Genomic DNA, 22,571 nt, shown 5'->3' with positions numbered 1-22,571 from the left:
ATGCCTGGGTCTCTAAACCCTTAATGGGGGCGATAATAACAGAACTCTCATGGCCTTTCAGCTAGAAAAGCAAACGTTTGCGCAATTTTATTTTTCATCCAAATATCGAATTTATGTGAACCGATTTCAATTGGTCATATTTTATTCAGGGGCCAACGGCGAAGTGTGGCAAAATCGGTCTCCCATTTTCTACTCAAGGCCCACCATGACCCGTTATACCAGCGAACAATCGGCATTTATTGATCACCAGCACGGGAATGCCCTTTGTATTGCCGGGGCTGGAACCGGGAAAACCACCACCCTGGTCGGCTTGATTGAGCAGAAGTTAGCGACTATCCCTGCCCAAGAAATGCTGGTGCTGATGTTCAACCGGGATATTCGCACCGATTTCCAGGCCAAGCTGCGGGATAGCGGGATCCAAGCGCCGGTGCCGGTGCATACTTTCCACAGTTTCTGTTTGAAGTTCCTCAATCAAACCGGGTTTATCCGTAATACCGGTTATAGGGTCGATTATCAGAGTGGTGAAAGTGACAAGGTTCTGGTAAAGGCTATCCTGCGGGAGTTGTCCGGTCTTGAAAAGACTTACCAGCGCCAGCAGATGATCAAAGATCCGAAAACCATCGAGTTGCTACTGAGCTTTATCGGGTTGGTGAAGGCGTACATGCTGTCGCCGCACGAAGTGTTCAAAATTGCCGAAATCAACCGGGACTACCTGTTTATTCTTGATGCCTACGAGCAGTTTGAAACCCTACGAAAAAAACAGCGCCTGTTGTTTTTTGACGACTGGCTGGTGGAAACCGTCAAATTGCTCGAGAGCGATGATGCTATCCGCGCGCATTTTCACCAGCACTGCAAGCTGGTGGTGGTTGATGAGTTTCAGGATATCAATACCGCCCAGTACCGTTTGCTGAAGCAGCTGCTGGGGCCGCAAACCCAGTTGCTTGCGGTGGGAGATGTCGACCAGTGTATCTATAAATGGCGGGGGAGTGCGCCGCAGTTCATGCTCAACTTTGAGCAGGATTTCGCGCCCGCGAAAACCTACACCCTGTCGCAGACATTCCGTTTCGGTCATAGCTTGGCCTTGGCCGCGAGCCATTTGATTGCCAACAACAAAGAGCGCTTCAGTGAGTTTTTGACTGTCTCGGGAGAGGGCATTTCCGATACCCAGATCGTCGAATGTGGCTCATCCCGGCAGGTCGGGGAAATCGCCAATGCCATCAGCCAGTATCTGGCCGAGGGCGGCCAGCCTTCCGATGTGGCGATCCTGGTTCGCCGCTGGTCGCAAACCTTGCTGTTCGAGCTGGCTTTTCTCAGCAAACAATTGCCTTATCAGATGCCGGTGCCGTCGGTATTGGCCCACAGCCGGGAAGTGAAATTGCTGATGGAGTTGGCTACCCTGGCGACGCCACGCTTTTCTGAACTTGCCGTGGCACAGAAAGCGAGTTTGCTGTTTAGCTTGATGTGCTTTCCTCACTGCTATGTGCCCAATAAATCCTTGAAGCCATTGTGCGAGCAGCTGGCGGGCATGGAGCCTTCGCAGTGGCTGACGTTTATCGGGCGCTATGAAAAGGCCAATGCCACGCTGAAGCTCGACAACTTGATTGAGCGCCTGGCGTTACTTACGCGGCTGATGCGTAAAGGCAGTTTCAAAGCCGCGGAAGTCTACCAGCAATACCGCAACGAAAGTGGCTTGGATAGCTGGATCTGGAAAACCGAAGCCACGGCATCGGAAATCGAGGAAGCGGTGGAGCGGCTGGACAGTGTTGCCACCGTGCTGGAGGCGATGGATCAGAGCTGTGAAAAGGCGCTGCAGTATTTCGAGTATTACACCCAACAGTCTGGCCAGAAAAGCGCCAACACCAATGCGGGCTCCAAAGAGCCTGACGCGCAAAATGCCCTCCAGCTGACAACCATTTTCCGCGCCAAGGGCTGTGAATACCACCATGTCCATCTGCCGTTTTGGGACAAGGATGCCTTTCCCTATGTGAATCGGGCTTCCGGTACCGTGGGGGCCGATTTGGAGGAAGAGCGCCGCTTGGCCTATGTCGCCCTGACCCGGGCCAAACAAAAAGCCTTTGTCTATTACACCATGCCCGACAAGCCGTCGGTGAAGGCAACCAATGCCAGCCGGTTTGTGCTGGAAGGGAAAATCAACCTGGCCCAGGATCTGGGACCCAAGCTCTACCAGCAAGGTACGCTGCCTTATTACTCGAGCCCGGTTGCCGAGGAATACTGCCGCCGCATGGGGCGGGAGCAGGATGTTGCCGAGCCGCAGGTAAAGAAAACCAAGAAGCTCCCGAGTGCAAAAGCGGTGGGAATAAGCGGCGGGAAACAAACGGATGCCGGCTTAAGTAGCGGCAACGAATACAGTTACAAATGGGCCATACAGCAGCCACTGCCGGACAATGCCGAGAAAGTGATTCGGGCAATGGTGAAAACCAAAAATGCTAAATACTTGGATGGTGAGATAAATCGAATTATCAGGGAGTTGCCGTCGGTGTCGGAGACCAAGAAGAAAGTGCTGGTCAACCGCCTGATTGTCGCGGCCAATGCCAGAAGTCTGGTTCGGCGTTAGTTTAATGAGAATAAAACTAAGCCTCATCAGAGGCTTAGTTTTTATATGGCTAAAACGGTATTGGCTTAGTAGTACTCAATTCCTTCGCCAGCCTTCACCAAGGTTCCGGCTTCATTGGTCAAAATTCGGTCAAGGTCAAACAGAGAGCCGATTGCAGCATTACCGCGGCCGCTGTTGACGAATTGGCAAACGGCATCCACTTTCGGCCCCATAGACCCTGCTGGGAAGTTGAAGTGAGACAGGCCTTCCGGTGTGGCCACTTTCATTTCAGCTTGATCTTCTTTACCGTAATTACGGTAGATTGAACCGTCGGTGAGGATAACAAACAAATCGGCATTGATGGTTTCAGCCAGAAGCTCAGCGGTTAAGTCTTTGTCGATAACACACTCTACGCCTTCCATACGACCTTGTTCACGACACACAGGCACACCACCGCCACCGCAAGCAATAACGACGTTACCGCTTGTCAGCAGGGTTTCAATTTGCTGCTGTTCGATAATCGCTTTTGGCATTGGTGATGGTACCACGCGGCGGAAGTATTGCCCGTCGGCTTTGAATTCCTTGTCACTGACAGCCATGATCTCTTTAGCACTTTCTTCGGTGTAAACCGGGCCGACAAACTTAGTTGGATTGGCAAAAGCCGGATCATCTTTGCTGACTTCGGTTTGGGTAACCAAGGTCGCTACCGATAGGTTAGCATCGATGTTACGCAGCTCTTGTTGCAGCATATAACCGACCATGCCGCAAGTTTGGGAGCCCAACACATCCATTGGGTATGGTGTGGTTTCTGGTGAATACTCCTGGTAAGCGCTGTTTTGCTCCATCAGCAAACCCACCTGCGGACCGTTACCGTGAACGATTACTACTTCATGATCGTTGGCAATCGCGGCGATGCTGGCTGCTGCCTTTTGGATATTTTCTCTTTGGTTCTCGGCGGTTAATGCTTGGCCTCGAGCTAATAGGGCGTTTCCGCCTAGTGCTAAAACTATGCGCATGATCGTATCTCCATTTAAGAGTATTTTTTCGTATTTATTTGTATTTATTTGTTTTATATCCAAGCGAAGCAATGTGCTTGGTTAGGGGTAGATTAAGAAAATTATTTGAGTCTGAATGTGATAATTCTCTAATAATATATTTCTGTTTATTTCACATAAATACAAACTGGGATTCAAATAGTGCGTAAATATCCGTAGGTGCCCGAAACGGGGCATTTTTTACTAAAGCAAAGGCATATAGCTTATCAGGAAAAACGAATAGTTATTTTCGCTAAAATTAAGTGAAAAATGTTAATGAGATCACATAGAAATGGCTTTTATGCCTGTCAATGCTGGGAGGGGAAAGTATAGGTGCCACCGGTGCATCGGCTGGTTTACATTTCGGTTATGGTGGCAGCATAACTTTGCTGTATTTCTATCTCGATTTTTGTTAAAAATACTGTTCGATGGAACATGATTATGGAAGACGTTGATTTTTTCTGCCTGTAGTTCTATGCCTATACCTTCTCCTTTTAAAGTGCTCATTGTTGCGCTATTTTTCATTTTATCTAATGGTCTTCTCTCGCCAGCGGTACTTGCAGCCGGTAGTAAAACACCCTATCAGTGTTATTTATCCACCAAGGTAAACGGGGCGGATAATGCCTTTATGAAGTACTACAGTCTGTCTCTCAATAACCCTTACCTTGCTGATGAGCAGACGGTAGATTTACAACGCCGGATTGATGATGGGGCGTCTGATAACGAGCAGGCTCTCTATTGGCTTGCGCGTTACAACATTGAACAGGCTGAAGGCCGGACAGAGATCGATATTGCATTTTTCATCGAGCAACTGGATCTCATCGCAAAACGGTCTGGGGAAGCCTGGATACATGCGGAGATCATGTTTCTTGATGCCCTGGCGCTGATGGAGCAAAGGGAATACGCACTGGCCCAGGTAAAACTTGAGTCGGTGAAGCTCAGTGCCGAACAAATGGGGTATAAAATCCTGTTGGCAAGAAGCCTCAAGTGGCTGGCCAATATTGAGGTTGAGCGCTCGAACTATCATGAGGCGCTGGATAAATACCAGCAAGCCTATGAAATATTCTCTGCCCGCTCTGACGACCAGCAACTGGCGCGGCTGCTCTCCAATATCTCATCCGTCTATATCAACATGGAACAGTGGGATATCGCGTCGCAATACAGCCAGCGGGCCTTTGAACGCTATGGGAAAAGTGCACTCAATAACGCGTATATCGCAGCCATCTTGCATATCAATGCCGGAGTCATTGATAAGTTTTTAGGCAATGAAGCGCAGAGGAAATTCCATGTCGACAAGGCGGTAAAACTGTCGGCGAAAACGCGCTCAATCAGAATTAAGACCATTGCCTTGGTCAACCTTTCGGCCTACTACCTCGACCGCGGGGACGAGCCTGCCGCGATGAATGCCGCTGAACGCTGCCTGAGTATGGCAAGGCGATTTGGTGGCAAGAATGGCATCACTGTCGCCAATTGTCATGAAAGCCTGTCGGAAGCGTTTTACTCTTCGCAGCGAACCGAGCAGGCACTTTACTACGCAAAAATGGCATTGTCGGTGTATGAGGCCAATCACTTCCAGCATCGGATGATTTATCTTTATGAACTGATGGCAAAGATTTACGAAAGTGTGGGTGATTACCAGCAAGCTTTAGCTTATTACAAAAAGTATTCTGACCTTGGTAAAAGCTATCTGTTTGATATTCGAAGAAAAGAGCTTTTCGACATGCAAGAGCGCTACGACACGCATGTCAAAGAAAAGGAGATCCAGTTACTCAAGGCTGAAAACGCGCTGACAAACTCTCGATTGGCAGAAAAAAAAGCCAGTGAGAACATGCTTAAACTGGGCACGGCATTGATCATCATTCTGCTTTACTGGCTATACCGTCGGTATTCGATGCTTAACAAAGACAAGCAGGTGCTAGAGCGTTCCAATGCACAATTAGTTACCCAGTCAAACAAAGATCCGCTGACGATGCTGCACAATCGCCGCTTTTTAGAACACTGGCTAAAAGAGCCGCCGGTTGCCGACTATTGTCACGGCGGGCTGGTTGTCGTGATTGATATTGACCATTTTAAGCAATTCAATGACCACTACGGGCATAATGTTGGCGATGAGGTACTGGTCGAGATGGCCAAGCGGTTGAAGTCCGTCGTCCGTCACCAAGACGTGGTGGTCCGCTGGGGCGGTGAAGAGTTTATTATGGTGGTGGCGTGCCGTGAGAGTGAAAGTGAGCGGCTACTTCAGCGTATACAGCAGCAAATAACCGGGACCGAGTTCATGCTAAGCTGCGGTGATTATCCGGTAACCGTTTCGATGGGGGGGATTTTTACGCCTAGTGCCAAGCAACTGAGCCAGGATTGGGTGTCTCTATTGATTGAAGCAGACAGGGCCTTATATCAAGTCAAGGCGTCAGGGCGTAATGGCAATCGGCTATCAACTAGTTTTAGCTCAAGCTGATGCTGTTGTATTGGCTGTAATTTCTGAAGAGAGATTGCAACGAGTTGTTTTATATCAACATTGCAGAAGCGCATAATTGCTACATTTATATTCCCGTAGTGAATATTCCGCAAGTATCCAGCTGATGATGAAAATAAAAAATCTAGTCTCTGCCAAGCTGAGTACAAGAACGGCAATCTTGTTTGGTGCCGCGCTTTTTGCCATTGCTGCTCTTTGTCTGCTTTGTGCCCGCTATTTCTTCTTGCAGAACCTCAATGAGATAGAGCAGCAGCATGTTATTCAGCATGTCGAACAGGCAGAGAAAATGATTGATATCGCAGTCCGTCAGCAGTTGAAACGATCCTTTGACTGGTCTTATTGGGACGAAAGTTATCAGCTAGTCAAGCAGGGCGATGCGGCCTATCGGGAGCGCAATCTCTACTACGATGGACTGCAGAGCCTGGATATTGATCTGATGGTTTTTCTCGATCTCGATGGGAACGTTGCCGAGAGCATTTATGCTACAGAACAGGACAAGACAGTGCCTTTACCGGCTCAGTTCAGGCAGCGACTGTTGGCTCCAGAAGGTCTTGGCTTGAAGCTGGCAGCCGAAATTGAAGATGAAGCGGTGACGGGGAACGCTTATGCCGGCCTGCTCAGGTGGGGGGATGACATTATGATCGTTTCTGTTGCCCCTATTCGCAATAGCCTTGGCAATGGCCCGGTCGCCGGCTGGCTGATTTGGGGGCGCTACCTGTCGGAGGTTTTCCCTGGCCAGTACAGTGATGTGTTGGCAACGCGCATCTCCCTGGCTGCTATAACCTCTGATGCAAATACCCCGTATCCGGCATCTGCTGCCTTACAGAGTGATAACAGCGGTGAGTATCTAACCGCTAGCGTTATTCTTAATGATATCAATGGAATGCCGCTTGCTATGTTGAATAGTAGCCACCTGCGCACTATTTATCAGCAGGGGAGCCAGCTGATCAGTTGGTTGGCAATGGCCATGTTTGTGGTGGCTGTGGTGATTGGGATGCTGACGCTGTTGGCGTTCAGACTAAAAGTAGGCAGTCGTTTTTTGGCATTTGAAAAAGGGCTGGAAGCCCTGGTCAGGGATCGATATAGCGCACAGATGAAAGCTGAAGGCAGTGATGAGTTTTCGATCATCGAGGAAGTGATTAATCAGACTCTCACTAAATCAACTCACAGCAATTCGGCATTGAACGATGTGGTGCAAAAATTTGACGCGCTATATCGTACCAGTAATCTCGGTTTGCTGATGGTGCTCGACGGCCAAATTGTCGATGCCAATGATACCATCGCTGAGATTTTGTCTTATCCATCCGGGCAAGGGCTTATTGGACAGTCTTTACTGAACTTGTGTCCGGCATCATCGCATCAATACTGCAAAGTTGAGGCGTTAACGCAAGCAGTCAATGGCGGACAAAGGCATTTTGACACCGAGCTACTGGCGTCCGATGGGCGGGTAGTGGCGTGCAAGTTGGAGGTGATGCCAATTAAGCAGCAGTGTGGCGAGGCACTGATGTTTTCAATCAAGGATGTCAGCCGGCAGAAAGAGCAGGAAGGCCTGATCAACCAGATGGAAAGGTATGACACGGTAACAGGGCTGCTCAACCGCCAGACTATGCTGGCCTTGCTCGAGGATAAGCTGTCATCCGGTCAGCGATCCAGTTGCTCGGTGGTATACATTCGTATCGAGAGGTTCAGTAATATCGTGGGGGCGTTTGGTCATCAGATGGCAGACGAAGTGTTGGCGGCCGTGGCCAAGCAGTTGAAGAGTATGTCCGGAAAAGGGCTGTTGGGGCGCGTTGCAGAAAGCGAGTTTGCGATCTTGCTGTCCGATGATAATTACTTTGCCCCTTATCGTTTTGCCAAAGTAATACTGTCTTCTTTAGGTAAACCGTTTCAGGTGGAGGGGGTCGAGCTGCGATTATCCGCTTCAGTCGGATTGGTTCTCCTACCAACAACGACTATGTCCGCCGAACAGGCAATAAGTGCGGCGGAGTTTGCGACCTATTGTGCACGGACCAAAAAATCACGCATCCAGTTTTTTGACAGTCAAATAGAGCAACAGCTGAAGAGTCATATCGTTATTCAGCGCGATATTGCCAACGCAATCAGTCAAGGTGATATTTATCCCGACTTCCAGCCTATTGTTAACAGCAAGACGGAAGAGGTCTGTGGATTCGAGGCGCTGGCAAGGTGGCACCATCCGGAGCTAGGGGGCATTTCGCCTGAGCAGTTTATTCCGCTGGCCGAGTCACGAGAGCTGATTGTTGCCCTGGGTAGCTGTATTCTGGAAAAGTCGTGTGAGTTCTTGGCGCAGGTGAATAGCAGGCGTAAAGAGCTGGGGCTTGGTGCATTGACGGTCAATGTTAACCTGGCCGGCTCGCATTTTTCTCATCCCCAATTACTCCCTCAATTGCGAACATTACTTGAGCGCTACCAGATCAGTCCCAAGTATCTGATTATCGAGATCACCGAAACTATGCTGATCGATTCCAATCCAGGAGTGATCCAGCAGATGCAGGCGATAAAGAATTTGGGTATCAAGCTAGCGCTTGACGACTTCGGAACCGGTTATTCGGCCTTGAGCTCGCTGTGCGAGTTCCCGCTTGATATCGTCAAGCTGGATCGCAGTTTTGTCCAACGTATTGGCCAGGAGACACAGAGTGAAATCCTGATCAGCAGCATCGTTAATATGTCAAAGGCGCTTGAACTAAAGATGGTTGCAGAGGGAGTGGAAACGAAAGAGCAAAAACAGACGATGCAGTCATTGGATGTTGCCGCGATTCAGGGATTCTACTTTTACAGGCCCATGTCAGCACAGGCGGCGATGGAGGTCGCGTTGCAAGTTTGCGTCGAGGAGGCTTACTAAGCCTCATTCTGTCTCTCATGTTTCACCATGCTGTTGAAAATATTGCCGCTCTACGCCTACAGAGTGAAGCCGCGCTCACAGAAGCTTAATTAGAACGCCTGGATTTAAGGCGGTTTTGCTACACTCCGATTTTGTGAAATGTAAGGGAGTGAACATGGAATTTTCGCGCAACCCATCTTTATCAATCCATTCCGACTCCTTGAACTTAGCACTATTACCCATTGCCGATTTGGCTATGCTGGGTATAACGCCGCCATTGCCAAAAGCAGACTGGCAACTGGTTATTAAGCCGTTGTCTGAGCTGACCCATGAGGTGCAGTATCTCGATGATGACTATCACCAAGTGCAGGCGGTTATTGATGGCAGCCAGGAGGCATCGCCGCATAAGCGCCAATCGGATGAGGCAGGCGATATCGCTGTGGAAGTTTATGCCGACGGTGAGATAGCCGCGGTGGCGACGTTTGGCCGTTATCTGGAAGATCACCGTAATCGCCGTAAGCCGACAGAGCTGTTCTACGAAGTGACCTTGCATACGATGTATGTCAAAGAAGCGTATAGAAGGCAAGGACTAGCTTCATGCCTGTGCGAGTTAATCATCAATATTGCCCGAACGGATTGCGATAGCCTGTTTCGCAAGTTGGCTCAGCACTCCATTCAGCTGAAACTGTGGTTTTCTGCACTGGCAATTACCCAAGGTGGCGAAGCGATTTGCGATTTGCTCAGTGAAGCCTTTGTTGAAATGGCTGATGATGTGATTGATGAGTTGATAGAACAAGGGGTGCCTGTTCGCTATCAAGAGCCTATGATCTTCGTTGACTGCCTGGCCTAGTATTGCGGGACGCCCCACGTCGTGCGGACGTGGGGGAGTATCAACTACTGGTGTGGCGGTTGAGCCGGCGTTTGATGTTTGAGTGTGAAACCAGGTTGTCAAATAGGGGAGCAAACAGGTTGGCGAACAAGATAGCCAACATGATCCCCTCGGGGTAGGCTGGGTTGACGACCCGAATAAACACCGTCATAACTCCGATGAGGATCCCGTACGCCCATTTCCCTTTGTCCGTGAACGCGGCAGAAACCGGATCGGTTGCCATAAACAGCATCCCGAAGGCGAAGCCACCAAGTACCAGGTGCCACCAAAATGTCATTGCAAACATTGGGTTGGTGTCTGAACCGATGAGATTGAGCAGCGTCGAGGTGACAATCATCCCCACCATAACCCCGGTGACAATCCGCCAAGATGCGATGCCCATTAGCATAATCATCAAACCGCCGAGCAACAGGAATAATGTCGAGACTTCACCAATGGATCCGGGGATATTACCGATGAAGGCATCCATCCAGGTAATGGCTTCGCCGGTGGCATTATGCACCATAGCGGTTGAGCCGTTTTCAGCCCACTGGCTCAGTGCCGTCGCACCGGTATAGCCATCGGCGGCTGTCCAGACCATACCGCCGGAGATCTCTGCTGGATAGGCAAAATATAAAAAAGCCCGGCCAGCGAGGGCGGGATTGAGGAAGTTGCGCCCGGTACCGCCAAACACTTCTTTAGCGACCACGATCCCGAAGGTGACCCCCAGGGCTGCCTGCCATAACGGAAGGGTGGGCGGCAGTATCAACGCAAACAGAATGGAGGAGACAAAAAAGCCTTCATTGATTTCATGCTTGCGGATGATGGCAAAGAGCACTTCCCAGAATCCACCGACAATGAACACCGTGATGTACAAAGGCAGAAAATAGCAGGCACCTAGCAGCATTTTGCTGGCCCAGCCTGAGGACTCGGCCAAACTGCCGCCCAGGGCGAGTGTGGCTGAATACTGCCAGTTGTCACTGACCAGTTGCTGGATCTCCTCGGGGGAATACAGGCTGTTGAGGGCAATGACCGTTTGGTGCCCGACATTGTACAACCCCCAGAACATGGCTGGAAAGACGGCCAGCCACACCATGATCATAATCCGCTTGAGGTCGATACTGTCCCTGACATGGGTAAGGCGATTGGTGACCTGTCCGGGGGTGTACAACAAAGTGGCAAATGCTTCGTAGAGTGGAAACCACTTTTGGTACTTGCCTCCTGGCTCAAAGGCGTGTTCGAACTTCTCTAATGTTGACTTTAGACTCATTGTATAGCCCTCACGAGTAACTGGCAGGAGGACTGCCAGCAAAACCATTGCTACTGCTACGGGCTGAGTGGGAATTTCGATTAGCAATAATGTAACTATAACTCATCATGCTTGCCCAGCAAGCGGCAAATGAAGGGATATAGTGGTTAAGGCCGCCGAAAATGCGAGTTTCTTGTCGCTTCGCCAACTTTTAGCAAGATGAACCATACTGTTAAGCGATGCGTATAGAAAGGGTTGCAGCTTCATTATTTCCGCAGGTTTACCTATTCAAGAAAAACCTCTTTAGATTAGGTAGTAAGGAGAAACCATGAATGAACTCGCGGTCGATCTTGCTAGATTCCAGTTTGCATTCACAGTCTCGTTCCATATCATTTTTCCGGCTTTCACGATTGGCCTTGCCAGTTACTTGGCGGTGCTGGAAGGCTTGTACCTGAAAACCGGCAAGCACAAATACATTGAGCTCTACCAGTACTGGATAAAAATTTTCGCTATCAGTTTCGGGATGGGGGTCGTCAGCGGTATCGTGATGAGCTACCAGTTTGGCACCAATTGGAGTGTTTTCTCGGACAAAACCGGCCCAGTACTTGGGCCGTTGATGGGCTATGAGGTCTTCACGGCATTTTTTCTTGAAGCAGGCTTTTTGGGCGTCATGTTGTTCGGCATGAACCGGGTGGGGAAAAAGCTGCATTTTATGTCAACGGTCATCGTGGCTATCGGGACATTGATGTCAGCCTTCTGGATCCTCTCGGTGAATAGTTGGATGCAGACCCCCGCAGGATACTCCATAAATGAGCTCGGGCAGTTCATTCCTGAGGATTGGTGGGCCGTCGTTTTCAATCCTTCCTTCCCGTATCGTTTGGTGCATATGGTTTTGGCTGCCTTCTTGACCACCGCTTTTGTGGTTGGCGGGGTGGGAGCGTATCACTTGCTCAAATCGCAAAATAATCATTTAGCCCGAACCATGTTTTCCATGGCGCTGTGGATGGCGGCGATTGTTACACCGATCCAGATTGTGGTTGGGGATATGCATGGCCTTAATACTTTCGAGCACCAGCCAGCTAAAGTGGCTGCGATGGAAGGGCATTATGAAACCCAGCAAGGTGCGCCATTGATATTGTTTGGTTTGCCCAATGAAGAAACCAAAGAAGTGGATTATAAAATTGCCATTCCACATTTAGGCAGTTTGATTTTGACCCATGAGTGGAACGGTGAGGTTACAGGGCTGGATGCTTTCCCAGAAGATGAACACCCGCCGGTGCCTATCGTGTTCTGGAGCTTCCGGATCATGGTCGGGATTGGTTTTCTGATGTTAGCCATTGGGCTTTACAGTTTGTGGCTGCGCAAGAAGGGAGAGCTTTACTACCATACTCTGTTCCACCGCTGTTGTGTGGCAATGGCACCAACCGGTTTTATTGCCATCCTGTGCGGTTGGATCACCACCGAAGTCGGGCGACAGCCTTTCACCGTCTACGGTTTGCTCAGAACGGCTGACTCGATATCCCCGGTTAATGCCGCGGCCGTCAGTGTGTCCGTTGCGGCTTTCGTGATTGTGTATTTCTCGGTATTCGGTGCTGGCTTTTTCTACTTGCTTCGCCTGATGCGCAAGCCTCCAACCAAATATGTCCTACCACCAACCGCCAGCGTTCCGGACGTCGGCGATGAGAGTAAAGACAAGCAATCACTGGCAGCGTCGAACAAATTGACAATGTGAGGAACCGGTTATGGATTACGCATTGATTTGGTACATCTTGATAGCAGTTGCGGTATTTGCCTATGTCATCCTCGATGGGTTTGATTTGGGTATCGGTATCCTGTTTATTTCTGCCGAGACCACCAAAGAGCGGGACTTGATGATGAACAGTATCGCGCCGGTTTGGGATGGTAACGAAACTTGGCTGGTACTCGGTGGAGGGGGACTGTTTGCGGTATTTCCTCTGGCCTATGCGGTGGCGATGCCAGCCTTGTACGCATTAATTATCATGATGCTGCTTGGCTTGATTTTCCGGGGGGTGGCATTTGAGTATCGTTTTAGGACCAAACGGGGCCAATTTCTGTGGGACAGTTCATTTTTTCTCGGCTCTCTGACTGCCACCTTTACCCAGGGAATGATCCTCGGAACCCTGCTTCAGGGGGTCTCCGTCACCGATCGTGCATACAGCGGTGGCTGGTTTGATTGGTTCACTCCGTTTAGCGTGTATTGTGGTTTTGTCACTGTGGCAGCCTATACGCTGCTTGGGGCATGTTGGCTGCTGATCAAAATGCCCGAAGGAATACACCAGCGGTTTTATATTATTGCCAAGCGGTGTGCGCTGATAATGGTGGCAATGGTCATCATACTTAGCCTATGGCTACCACTTGGCAATGAAACGATCGCCGAACGCTGGTTTACCTTCCCACAGGCACTGTTGTTTTTATTAATACCAGGCTGCTCTGCCTATTTGGTATACCTATTGTTCAAAGATTTGATGGAACACAAACCGGTGCAGGCGTACTTGGTGGTGCTCGGCCTGTTTTTCTTGGCCTTCCTCGGTTTTGGCGTGAGTACTTATCCGTACATAGTCCCGCATGCGATTACCTATGCCGAGGCGGCAGCGCCAGATACTAGCCTGAAGTTCTTGCTCAGTGGTGCTGTTTTCCTCCTGCCGTTGATTATTGCATACACCGCATACTCTCACTGGGTGTTCAGGGGTAAATTGAAAGAGGATGAGGGGTACCATTGATGATCAATGCCTGTTTCAAAAGATGGATGTGGTTTGTGGTGCTCTATCTAGGCGGGATCTTCGCCGTTGGTTTGTTGGCTGCGGTGATCAAGTGGGTGTTGGGCTAGCACCTATCGTTAGCGAGCGGCCGCCAACGTGACACTCTCACGTTGACGGCTCTCTATGATGTACGTTGTTACTTCAGTCTTTCGGTGGTTCCCTGCGCGGTTACCGTTTTGCTCGGTACTGGCGGGGAAGATAACATCTTGCCCAGCTGTTGTTTGACAATCGCTTCTGGATCCCCCATCGGCGTGTGGCCGTTTTGTGTTTGCGGTGCCGAAGCGCGCTTTTCTGCACGTTGTCTATGATCCCGTCCCAGCATGAGCAGGCAGGGCGTGAGGATCAAGGTCAGCACCGTGGCAAAGGTAAGCCCCCCGGCCACCGCAGTGGCTAACTGTGACCACCACTGGGTACTGGGTGCGCCGAATTCGACCACGCGGTTTAGCAGGTCAATATTCATCTCAAGCACCATCGGCAGCAGGCCTAGGACAGTTGTGATCGTTGTGAGCAATACCGGGCGCAAACGCTGCGCGCCAGTGTGCATGATGGCAGTGACCTTATCCATTCCGCCGTGGCGAAGCTGGTTATACGTGTCGATCAGAACGATATTGTTGTTCACCACAATACCCGCCAGCGAGATCACCCCGATACCGGACATGATGATGCCAAAGGGGCGCTGGAAAATCAGTAGTCCCAAGAAGACACCGACAGTGGAGAACAGGACGGCACTCAGTATCAGTAGCGCCTGGTAGAAACTATTGAACTGGGTGATCAAAATCAGCCCCATCACAGCGAGGGCGACCAGGAAGGCATTTTGCAAAAAGGCGGATGATTTCTCCTGATCTTCATTCTGCCCCCTGACAACCACTTGGGTTCCCTTGGCGAGCGGCATTTCCGCAATCGCCGCATTGATCACTGGAAGCTGTAAGCTCAGGTTGTAGCCAGTGGCCATATCCGCCATGACCTCGATGACCCGTTTGCCATCAATGCGGTTGATGGTGCCTTGTTTCGGCGAGGGCGTAATGCTGGCAAAGTTGGTGATTGGTACCATGCCGTACACCGTTTTTACCCTCAGCTCATCAAACCGCCCGATATCCCGTTTGTCCTCGGGATAGCGAACCAGGATATCGACTTCCTCGTCGGTATCATCGGGGAGGAAGTCTCCAATCTTAAGGCCGTTTGTCACAAACTGAACGGTATTGCCGACCAAGGTAGCATCGCTGCCAAAGCGAGCAGCATCATCGCGGCTGATATTGATTTCCCAATCAATCCCTTCCTTGTCTGCCGAATCGGAGATATTGGTGAAAGCCGGCTGTGATTCGAGCCAATAACGGACCTGGCGGACTGCATCGTTCATTTCGGCGGTGTTGTTGCCGGAAACCTCGATAACCACGTCATGCTCGCTGGGCGGGCCAGCCTGGGGAAACTTGAATTCCAACTCGACGCCAGCAATGTCAGCGGTTTTTTCCCGCATCTCGGCAATGATGTCCTTGATTGGCGGGCGGTATTGCCAGTCGAGCGGATTGAGCTGGATTTGGCCAATTTCATTATTGCCCCCGGTCCGGGTGTAAACGCTCTTGATACCTTCGGTGCCCATGATGCGCTGCTCTATCTGGCTCATCAGAGTATCCTTTTCGTAGATAGACAAGTCACCATGGGAGCGGGCTTTAATGGTAAAGTGAGGCGGGTCGACGTCAGGGAAGAAGACGACCCCGAGCCCTGCCTTGCTGTAGGCCACCCCGACGGCAACGGCGAACAGGCAGGCAGAGAGCAGGATTTTAATCGGGTGCTTAATCGCGATAGCAAGGGTGGCCAGATAGAGCTTGGTCAAACCGTGTGCCTGGGAGAAGTCGCCTTTTTCCAGGGCAATTTTGCGTTCTCTGTCTTGCTGGGTGGTGTATTGCGGCTTACCGACGACGCTGCCTAGCACTGGCACGAAGAGCAGTGCCATGATCAGTGATGCTGACAGTGTCGCTATCAAGGTGAGTGGCAGATAACGCATGAATTCGCCGGTGGTATCTGGCCAAAATAGCAATGGCGCAAAAGCGGCGAGGGTTGTAGCGGTTGAGGCGGTGATTGGCCATGCCATGCGCTTTGCCGCTTCTCGGTATGCTTGTTTGCGGCCAACCCCTTCTTGCATTTTGCGGTCGGCATATTCGGTAACCACAATGGCTCCATCAACCAACATACCGACGGCCATAATCAGGGCGAAAAGCACAATCATGTTAACCGTGATCCCGCTCACCGCAAGCATCAGCAGACCGGTTAGGAACGCGCCGGGGATCGAGACCCCTACCAAAAATGCCGTGCGGGTCCCGAGAATAGCCAGTATGACAATGACCACCAAGATAATGGCTGACAAAATGTTGTTTTGCAGATCGCTGAGCATGGTCTCAACATCTTCCGACTGGTCGAGGGTGTATTCGACCAAGAGGTTGTCGGGCCATTCGTCAAGTTTCTGGGCTTCCTCGACAACGGCTTTGACGATATTGACCGTTTCAATGATGTTTTCGCCCGCCCGTTTTTTTACATCCAGTACGACGGCAGTGTCACCGTTGAGGCGAGCAAAGCTATCGGGATCGCGGTAAGCGCGGCGTATGGTGGCGACATCGCTGAACGTGACCACTTTGTTGCCATCGACTTTGATGGGCAGCTCGAGGATATCCTTCAGCGAGTCAAAGACCGAGGGGACCTTGACCGAAAAACGGCCATAGCCGGTATCGACAAATCCCGCAGCTACGACGCGGTTATTGCGGGCTACCAGGTTGAAGACATCTTGCTGGTCAAGGCCGTAGCTCTCCATCAAGAGCGGCTCGACCAGTACTTCAACGACATCTTCCCGGTCACCGGCAATATCGACCTCAAGCACTTGTTTGAAGCTCTCTAGCTTATCCTGAAGTTCACGTGCTATCTGAATCGTGGTCCGTTCCGGCACGGTACCGTAGAGAACCAACGACAGCACTGGCTCATAGCTGGCCAAGGTCACTTCATTCACCGTTGGCTCGTCGGCATCTTCGGGGAGTTTGGTCTTGGCCATATCGACGGCCTCGCGGACATCGGTGAGGGCAACGTTGATGTCCGATCCTGCGATGAATTCTAGGGTGACAGAAGCATAGCCTTCCGACGCCGCTGCGGTCATCTCTTTGACGCCCTCAATGGAGCGCAGCTCTTTTTCTAACGGCCTAACCAATAAGCGCTCGGCATCGATAGGGCTGATCCCCTGGTGGCCGACGGAGACGTAAATGACCGGTATGGTGATATCCGGGCTGGATTCTTTCGGTATAACGCGATAGGTGATGACACCTGCCAGTAAGATGAGTACGAGCAAGGTGAGCATGGTGCGCGAGCGGTTTATCGCTGCATCGATGATGGCAAACATTACTCACTCCCATCGAGGTCAACTGAATTGCGGCGAACCGGGATCACCGTATCACCATCTCTGACGAAACCTTGACCTGTGGTGATGATCTCAACGGTGGGCTCGGTACCGCTCAGCCATACGCCGTCAGGCTCGACTTTGACAATTGAGATAGGGACGAAATGCACTTTATCCTCTGATGTCAAGGTCTTGACCCCTAGGTTACCCGCTTCATCCAGCGCCAGCATTGAGGGGGTGATCTTAATTGCCGGCTCGGTTGCTAACAGCAGTTCGAGATTGGCGCTGGTGCCGGCCGTCAGGGTCATGTCTGGGTTACTGATCTCAACTTCAATCGGATACGTGTTGGTGGCTTCGTTGGCGACCGCCCCCCTAAAGCTCAGTGTCCCGGTGGTAGCAAATCCGGTTACCAGGCTGACTTCTGCTTGCTGCTCTTTGTAAATTTTATCGATATGGCGCTCGCTGACATCGGCACTGATCACCAGCGGATCAAGATCAACAATGGAAATGATCGGATCGCCAACGCCTAGGAAATCACCTTTTTCAATATAGAGGAGTTCGATAATTCCGTCGAAAGGGGCATAGATTTCGGTATTGGCGAGGGTTAGCTCAAGACTTTTGACCTGTGCCTTGGCCTCAATGAGGTTGGCTTCTGCCTGGCTAAATGCCACCTCTCCCTGCAACCCCCTACTTTTTAATGACTTGGCAGCATTAAACTCTTGGGTCCTGACTTTGAGCAATGCCTTGGTGCGGGCGAGTTGCAGTTCGCGATCCGCTTTGTCTAGCTGGACAAGGCCTTGGCCGGCTTTTACGTGCTGGCCCTTGCGTACTAGCAGGCTTTCGACTTTACCTGAGACTTCTGCGCCGAGAGTTGCTTTACGGTTGGGGGCGGTTCGGCCATAGAGGGAGAGGGTGCGGGTAACGGGCTGGACAGTAAATTGCTCAATCACAACCTTGGCCAGTGGAGGGGGACTGGAGGCTTTGGTTTGTTGTCCTTGTGGCTCCGAGCTATCTGAAGGGGCTGATTGATGGCCACTAAACAGCCAAATGGCAATCCCGAGCAAAATAAATGTGGAGAGTATCCAAGGTTTACGTCTTAAAAGTTCCTTGAGAGAAATCATCTGTTACTGTCCTTAGTAAGCAAAATATCAACATGTATTGTTAAAGGGAGGTTGTAAAAAATGCTTTAACTACAGTTGATTGCATACTAACAGCAAACTTGCTGAATGTTAATTTGAAGAATTTGACCTGACTCGCTTAATAACAACGGAATCTCGGTCGCTTGATGTATAAGTGATTTATAAATAGCAGTACTACTATGAAGGAACAAATCACGATATCGGTTTCATCGATACATGGTTCAAGGCACTTTCAGCTGAGTGTCAAAGCGCAGCGTAATTTGCGCTGGCTGGCTATCTCTGCTGTGGTGGTCACTGTGACGGCGGCCGGTTGGATGGTGTATTTGAAGTCAGAAGCCGATGACGCGAAATACAAACAGATGGAATTGGAAGCCCAGTCATCATCATTGACTGAAGAGCTAGATCAACTGAAATCGTTGAAATTCGATTTAGAGGCGGACTTGGATGCCCGTGAAAATCGTTTGAGTGGGGTATCGGATAGGTTACATGAACTCGAAGCTTTACTTGGCGTCGATGTTACCGGGGAAGTTGATGCCATAGAGCAGCGCTTGGATGTTGCCGCGATCAACTCTGCGGTGCGTACCGCTATATTGGAAAGCCTACCTAATGGGTCGCCGGTGGGGAATGCGCGCCAGTCGTCCCAGTTTGGCTATCGTGTTCATCCAGTAACGGGCAAGCGTCGGTTGCACCGCGGGCTGGACTTTGCCGTGAACACCGGCACGCCGGTATATGCACCTGCAGATGGCGTGGTAGAAACGGTACGGCCAAGTAAGGAGGGCTCGGGTAACTTTCTTCGCCTACAGCACACCTTTGGCTTTTCGTCATCTTATTCCCATTTACACAAATTTGCCGTGAAATCCGGTGATTTCGTCAATAAGGGCGATCTCATTGCGTACTCCGGCAATTCTGGTTTGTCATCCGGGCCACACCTGCATTATGAGGTGCGGTTTGTAGGGCGGGCGTTGAATCCACGGCCATTCGTTGATTGGAGCTTGGATAATTTTGAACATATTTTTGAAAAAGAGAGAAATATTCAATGGGCATCTTTGATAAACAAAGTGGAGCAGCAAGTCAGCAAACAACTACAACTGTCATCGCAGCGGGATGTGACATCCAAGGAGAATTCAAGCTAAGTTGCGATATGCAGGTCGATGGGATCATTGAGGGGACATTGAAGCTGGAAAAAGGCTTGATTGTCAGCCGCAGTGGCTCTATTAAAGGGGAAATCTGGGCTGACAAGATCATCGTCAACGGTCAGATCGAAGGGGTCTGCCGCGCCAATGCCATCGAGATCCTGGATAAAGGGGTCGTATCGGGCAGCATTTACTGCGATAACCTGAGCATTGATCGCGGCGGCAAGTTCTTCGGTACTACGCACCCGGCCGAAACCCAGCATGTTGTTGAGTTTACGCCAAAAGGCAAGACTGACATGAAAAAAGCAGAGCAGCCGGCGAGTGAGAAAAAGCCAGTGGAACAAAAGTTGAAAAAGGCGCAATAAAGGCCACCGATAGCGCTGATCGTTTTGATCTGCAATGATCATCATTATGGGCAAGGAAATCTCTCCTCAATGCAAACCGTTCAGAAGCCGTGTTGGATATCAACACGGCTTCTTTTTTACTGTTCGTAAGTCTGCTTGAGATACGCCACAATATCTTTCGATTCGAACATGGCTATCCCGGTGTTGGGGTCCATCAGGAAAGGAACTTGCACATTACCGTATTGTTTGAAGAAAGCTTCCCGCTTGGTATTTGGCAGAGGCTGATAGGGTTTGAGGCTCCACCGCATGGCTGCCGGCCCCATATCCGCAATTTGTTGTTTGCCAAGGTTAACCAGAATATAGGTCAACTCTAATTCACACAGTTTTTCACGCACCAACCTGGCGTACGGGCTGGATTCGAAGCTGTACAATACCAACGGCAGCTGGGGTTGATGCGACGGCTGGGCATGCGTTCCCGTATTAAACCGAACACTTGAAACCAGCGTTGAGCTGACTTGGTTAGTGACTCTGCCAAGTAGGGAAGTCGATGTACTTACCGAACCATAATGTTGGTTAAGGTGTTTAAGAATAGACTTTGCACCATACATGGCTTTGGATTGGTTATTATCGACAAAAACCGGTGGCCGGATAGCACCACCTTTACCCGATTGGGTTTTCAGTGCCCCGATATTCTTGCCGCCTTTGGGGCAGGGCACAATCAGAATATCTAAATTCAGCTTGGTCAGCGCTTCGCGAACCTGTCGGCATTCGGCATCATTCTCTTGGTCGAACAACATGAGCGTCTGCGTTGGCTGCTCGGTTGTTTTATCTGCCACTGTACCTTGCCAGCAGCGACAGCTAGACGCAAAGAGAGAGGTGGCGATATTCAGTGTGTGATTCATGATGAGGCTACATTCCTTGTAGTGGCTATCAATTACTAACCATAGACCATTTTATTCCCAGTTTTGCAGCTGATTAAGTGATCCAAGTGGTATTACATGCGTTAGCTGGAGAAAGTACGTGTCAATTTGAGATGTTACAAACATTTGAGCATGTTGACTGGGTAGAGCCCGGCGGTTGTCTTTCACAATATGATCTCGTTCGAGTTTTTCACTTATGCCCCATGTGGTTATAAATCATACAGCGATGCCTATGTTAGTATTGGAAGCTCTGGCTGGGTGCTTTATTGCGATACGAACTGCAACTCGCTAGCTAATGCTCAAATTAGGCTAGGGGTTTAATCAATGCCGTTAATATCGGTGTTGATTATTTAGTCTTATTTTACATGGACGTTGAATGATTGTGTTTAAGCACACTTAGAAAGGAGCTCTTGGTGGAAAATAAATTAATCGTGGTGGTTGGTGCGACAGGCAAGCAAGGCCAGTCAGTAATAGATGCGCTGATGAATAATGGCTACCGGATCAGGGCGCTTGTTCGTAATCCAGAGAAAGTTGCCTCGCTATTCCCTCCGGGCGTAGAAATCTTTAAAGGGGATTTAAGTGATAAGACATCACTGCGATTATTGCTGGACGATGCTTATGGGCTTTTTATTGTCCTTCCGTATTCAAAAGAGTCGATGATGTATGGAAAGGTATTGCTTGAACTAGCTAAAGAATCCAATCTTGAGCATATCGTATACTCTTCCGTGGGGGGAGCGGAGAGGTATACCAAGGTTGATCATTACAATTATAAAACCAGAGTAGAAAGGTTCCTGAAGTCTCTGGATATACCCTATACCATATTACGGCCTGTCGGATATATGGAAACCTTCGCCAGTGCAAAAATGACGAAAGTGATGACCGGTCTTTTGAGTCTTTATCTTGATGCGAATAAGAAATTTCAACTTATCTCCCTGCAAGACATTGGGAGGTTTGTTGAAATTGCTTTTTCCAACCCTGACAAATACCAAGGTACTGAACTGGAAATTGCCGGCGACGAGCTGTCGTTGGTTGAGCTCATTGAAAAAATTAACCAACTCAACCATGTCCAGCTATCACCCATGAAATTTCCGAGGTTCACTAAACATTTGCTTCCGAAAATCATGAAGCAGATGTTTACTTTCTATGCCGATGACGGTTGGAAGGCCGATATTGGTGGCCTAAAAACAGCCAATGCAAAGTTGCTGTCTTTTGACGATTGGTTATCGACCATTGATGTTGATACGTTTAATAAGCGCTAACGTATAACCCCCTTGTTGACACCACCCCATCCGCTGCGCACTTGCTGCCTTATCAAAGTGCCTGGATTTGTTCTTGAACAAGCTCATTGCATATTTGGGGTGAAGCCTGACATGGGCTGCGATATCGTCAACTTTGATATTCATTGGGCATTACCCAGCCGAGAAATATATTCAAGGGAATATTAATGATGGCCAAACGCAAAAAAGCCTGCTCAATGAGCAGGCTTTTTCTTCTTATGAAAGTGGTGGGCGATACCGGGCTCGAACCAGTGACCCCCTCCTTGTAAGGGAGGTGCTCTCCCAACTGAGCTAATCGCCCTAATAAACGCTTGGGAGCCTCAATGAGGTAGTGCGTTTATTGGAATTTGGTGGGTCCGGGCGAACTCGAATCGCCGACCCCTACCATGTCAAGGTAGTACTCTAACCAACTGAGCTACGGACCCAAATTTGTACTTCTTATTTGGTTAAGTAAGAAGTTGGTACGACCGAGTGGACTCGAACCACCGACCCCCACCATGTCAAGGTGGTGCTCTAACCAGCTGAGCTACGGTCGTACTGTATCTTCAATCAAATTGAAGATGGTGCGTCTGAGTGGACTCGAAC

Annotated in this window: 13 protein-coding genes, 3 tRNA genes and 1 pseudogene; 9 read left to right on the top strand and 8 right to left on the bottom strand. The window is 49.9% G+C overall.

From position 1 onward, the window contains the following. Nucleotides 1-205 precede the first annotated feature (205 nt). A complete protein-coding gene (locus tag C9J03_RS12735) occupies nt 206-2,575 on the top strand; it encodes an ATP-dependent helicase (protein ID WP_044624441.1) in 2,370 nt (789 codons plus the stop codon). A gap of 65 nt (nt 2,576-2,640) precedes the next feature. On the opposite strand, the gene arcC is transcribed toward C9J03_RS12735, so the two are convergent. Beyond that, nucleotides 2,641-3,570: a carbamate kinase gene (gene arcC / locus C9J03_RS12730; RefSeq protein WP_044623101.1), complete on the bottom strand. Its 930-nt coding sequence runs from the start codon at nt 3,568-3,570 to the stop codon at nt 2,641-2,643. Between the two features lie 646 nt (nt 3,571-4,216). Here arcC and C9J03_RS12725 point away from each other — a divergent pair. The 3 genes from C9J03_RS12725 (at nt 4,217) to C9J03_RS12715 (ending at nt 9,750) form a co-directional block, all read left to right on the top strand. Next, a complete protein-coding gene (locus C9J03_RS12725; RefSeq protein ID WP_162845563.1) occupies nt 4,217-6,043 on the top strand; it encodes a GGDEF domain-containing protein in 1,827 nt (608 codons plus the stop codon). Nucleotides 6,044-6,167: 124 nt separating this feature from the next. Continuing rightward, a complete protein-coding gene (locus tag C9J03_RS12720; RefSeq protein ID WP_044623102.1) occupies nt 6,168-8,921 on the top strand; it encodes an EAL domain-containing protein in 2,754 nt (917 codons plus the stop codon). Nucleotides 8,922-9,075: 154 nt separating this feature from the next. Beyond that, the gene (locus C9J03_RS12715; RefSeq protein ID WP_044623103.1) at nt 9,076-9,750 is read left to right on the top strand and encodes a GNAT family N-acetyltransferase; all 675 of its coding nucleotides are present in this window, start codon (nt 9,076-9,078) and stop codon (nt 9,748-9,750) included. A 40-nt stretch (nt 9,751-9,790) separates the two neighbouring features. On the opposite strand, the gene C9J03_RS12710 is transcribed toward C9J03_RS12715, so the two are convergent. Further along, nucleotides 9,791-11,038 carry an NADH:ubiquinone reductase (Na(+)-transporting) subunit B gene (locus C9J03_RS12710; protein WP_044624443.1) on the bottom strand — a complete coding sequence of 416 codons (1,248 nt, stop codon included), beginning with the start codon at nt 11,036-11,038 and terminating at the stop codon, nt 9,791-9,793. Between the two features lie 307 nt (nt 11,039-11,345). Between C9J03_RS12710 and C9J03_RS12705 the strand changes: the two genes are divergently transcribed. Together C9J03_RS12705 and cydB are read left to right on the top strand one after the other, a co-directional pair. Further along, nucleotides 11,346-12,749 (top strand): cytochrome ubiquinol oxidase subunit I, encoded by a 1,404-nt coding sequence (locus tag C9J03_RS12705; protein ID WP_044623104.1) that lies wholly within the window; start codon nt 11,346-11,348, stop codon nt 12,747-12,749. Nucleotides 12,750-12,759: 10 nt separating this feature from the next. Beyond that, nucleotides 12,760-13,758, top strand: coding sequence for a cytochrome d ubiquinol oxidase subunit II (cydB, locus tag C9J03_RS12700; RefSeq protein WP_044623105.1), 999 nt, complete (start codon nt 12,760-12,762; stop codon nt 13,756-13,758). A gap of 340 nt (nt 13,759-14,098) precedes the next feature. Here the strand turns inward: cydB and C9J03_RS12695 are convergent. Further along, nucleotides 14,099-17,176, bottom strand: a pseudogene (locus C9J03_RS12695) (efflux RND transporter permease subunit); the annotation flags it as partial. Further along, nucleotides 17,176-18,294, bottom strand: coding sequence for an efflux RND transporter periplasmic adaptor subunit (locus C9J03_RS12690; protein ID WP_044623106.1), 1,119 nt, complete (start codon nt 18,292-18,294; stop codon nt 17,176-17,178). The pseudogene C9J03_RS12695 and the gene C9J03_RS12690, both read right to left, overlap by 1 nt. A 197-nt stretch (nt 18,295-18,491) precedes the next feature. On the opposite strand from C9J03_RS12690, the gene C9J03_RS12685 reads away from it, so the two are divergent. Both C9J03_RS12685 and C9J03_RS12680 read left to right on the top strand, forming a co-directional pair. After that, on the top strand, nt 18,492-19,445 hold the full coding sequence (locus C9J03_RS12685; protein ID WP_044623107.1) for a M23 family metallopeptidase: 954 nt from the start codon (nt 18,492-18,494) through the stop codon (nt 19,443-19,445). Nucleotides 19,446-19,453: 8 nt separating this feature from the next. Continuing rightward, nucleotides 19,454-19,810 carry a bactofilin family protein gene (locus C9J03_RS12680; protein ID WP_044623108.1) on the top strand — a complete coding sequence of 119 codons (357 nt, stop codon included), beginning with the start codon at nt 19,454-19,456 and terminating at the stop codon, nt 19,808-19,810. Nucleotides 19,811-19,926: 116 nt separating this feature from the next. Here C9J03_RS12680 and C9J03_RS12675 read toward each other — a convergent pair whose 3' ends face one another. Next, a complete protein-coding gene (locus tag C9J03_RS12675; RefSeq protein WP_044623109.1) occupies nt 19,927-20,691 on the bottom strand; it encodes a glutathione S-transferase N-terminal domain-containing protein in 765 nt (254 codons plus the stop codon). Nucleotides 20,692-21,122: 431 nt separating this feature from the next. On the opposite strand from C9J03_RS12675, the gene C9J03_RS12670 reads away from it, so the two are divergent. Further along, a complete protein-coding gene (locus tag C9J03_RS12670) occupies nt 21,123-21,968 on the top strand; it encodes an NmrA/HSCARG family protein (protein ID WP_044623110.1) in 846 nt (281 codons plus the stop codon). 243 nt (nt 21,969-22,211) lie between these two features. On the opposite strand, the gene C9J03_RS12665 is transcribed toward C9J03_RS12670, so the two are convergent. The 3 genes from C9J03_RS12665 to C9J03_RS12655 all read right to left on the bottom strand — a co-directional run bounded on the left by C9J03_RS12665 (nt 22,212) and on the right by C9J03_RS12655 (nt 22,522). After that, nucleotides 22,212-22,287 (bottom strand) — tRNA-Val (locus C9J03_RS12665). Nucleotides 22,288-22,334: 47 nt separating this feature from the next. Further along, nucleotides 22,335-22,411, bottom strand: a tRNA-Val gene (locus C9J03_RS12660). Nucleotides 22,412-22,445: 34 nt separating this feature from the next. Next, a tRNA-Val gene (locus C9J03_RS12655) sits at nt 22,446-22,522 on the bottom strand. Nucleotides 22,523-22,571 lie beyond the last annotated feature (49 nt).

This window comes from Photobacterium gaetbulicola (genome assembly GCF_003025515.1).
Taxonomy (GTDB): Bacteria; Pseudomonadota; Gammaproteobacteria; order Enterobacterales; family Vibrionaceae; genus Photobacterium; species Photobacterium gaetbulicola.
Note: the sequence above shows the minus strand (reverse complement) of the source record. Positions and strands in the feature narration are given on the sequence as shown.

Coding starts and splice junctions, on each gene's coding strand:
- C9J03_RS12735 (WP_044624441.1), top strand. CDS start 206: ATGACCCGTTATACCAGCGAACAATCGGCATTTATTGATCACCAGCAC.
- arcC (WP_044623101.1), bottom strand. CDS start 3,570: ATGCGCATAGTTTTAGCACTAGGCGGAAACGCCCTATTAGCTCGAGGC.
- C9J03_RS12725 (WP_162845563.1), top strand. CDS start 4,217: ATGAAGTACTACAGTCTGTCTCTCAATAACCCTTACCTTGCTGATGAG.
- C9J03_RS12720 (WP_044623102.1), top strand. CDS start 6,168: ATGATGAAAATAAAAAATCTAGTCTCTGCCAAGCTGAGTACAAGAACG.
- C9J03_RS12715 (WP_044623103.1), top strand. CDS start 9,076: ATGGAATTTTCGCGCAACCCATCTTTATCAATCCATTCCGACTCCTTG.
- C9J03_RS12710 (WP_044624443.1), bottom strand. CDS start 11,038: ATGAGTCTAAAGTCAACATTAGAGAAGTTCGAACACGCCTTTGAGCCA.
- C9J03_RS12705 (WP_044623104.1), top strand. CDS start 11,346: ATGAATGAACTCGCGGTCGATCTTGCTAGATTCCAGTTTGCATTCACA.
- cydB (WP_044623105.1), top strand. CDS start 12,760: ATGGATTACGCATTGATTTGGTACATCTTGATAGCAGTTGCGGTATTT.
- C9J03_RS12690 (WP_044623106.1), bottom strand. CDS start 18,294: ATGATTTCTCTCAAGGAACTTTTAAGACGTAAACCTTGGATACTCTCC.
- C9J03_RS12685 (WP_044623107.1), top strand. CDS start 18,492: ATGAAGGAACAAATCACGATATCGGTTTCATCGATACATGGTTCAAGG.
- C9J03_RS12680 (WP_044623108.1), top strand. CDS start 19,454: ATGCAGGTCGATGGGATCATTGAGGGGACATTGAAGCTGGAAAAAGGC.
- C9J03_RS12675 (WP_044623109.1), bottom strand. CDS start 20,691: ATGAATCACACACTGAATATCGCCACCTCTCTCTTTGCGTCTAGCTGT.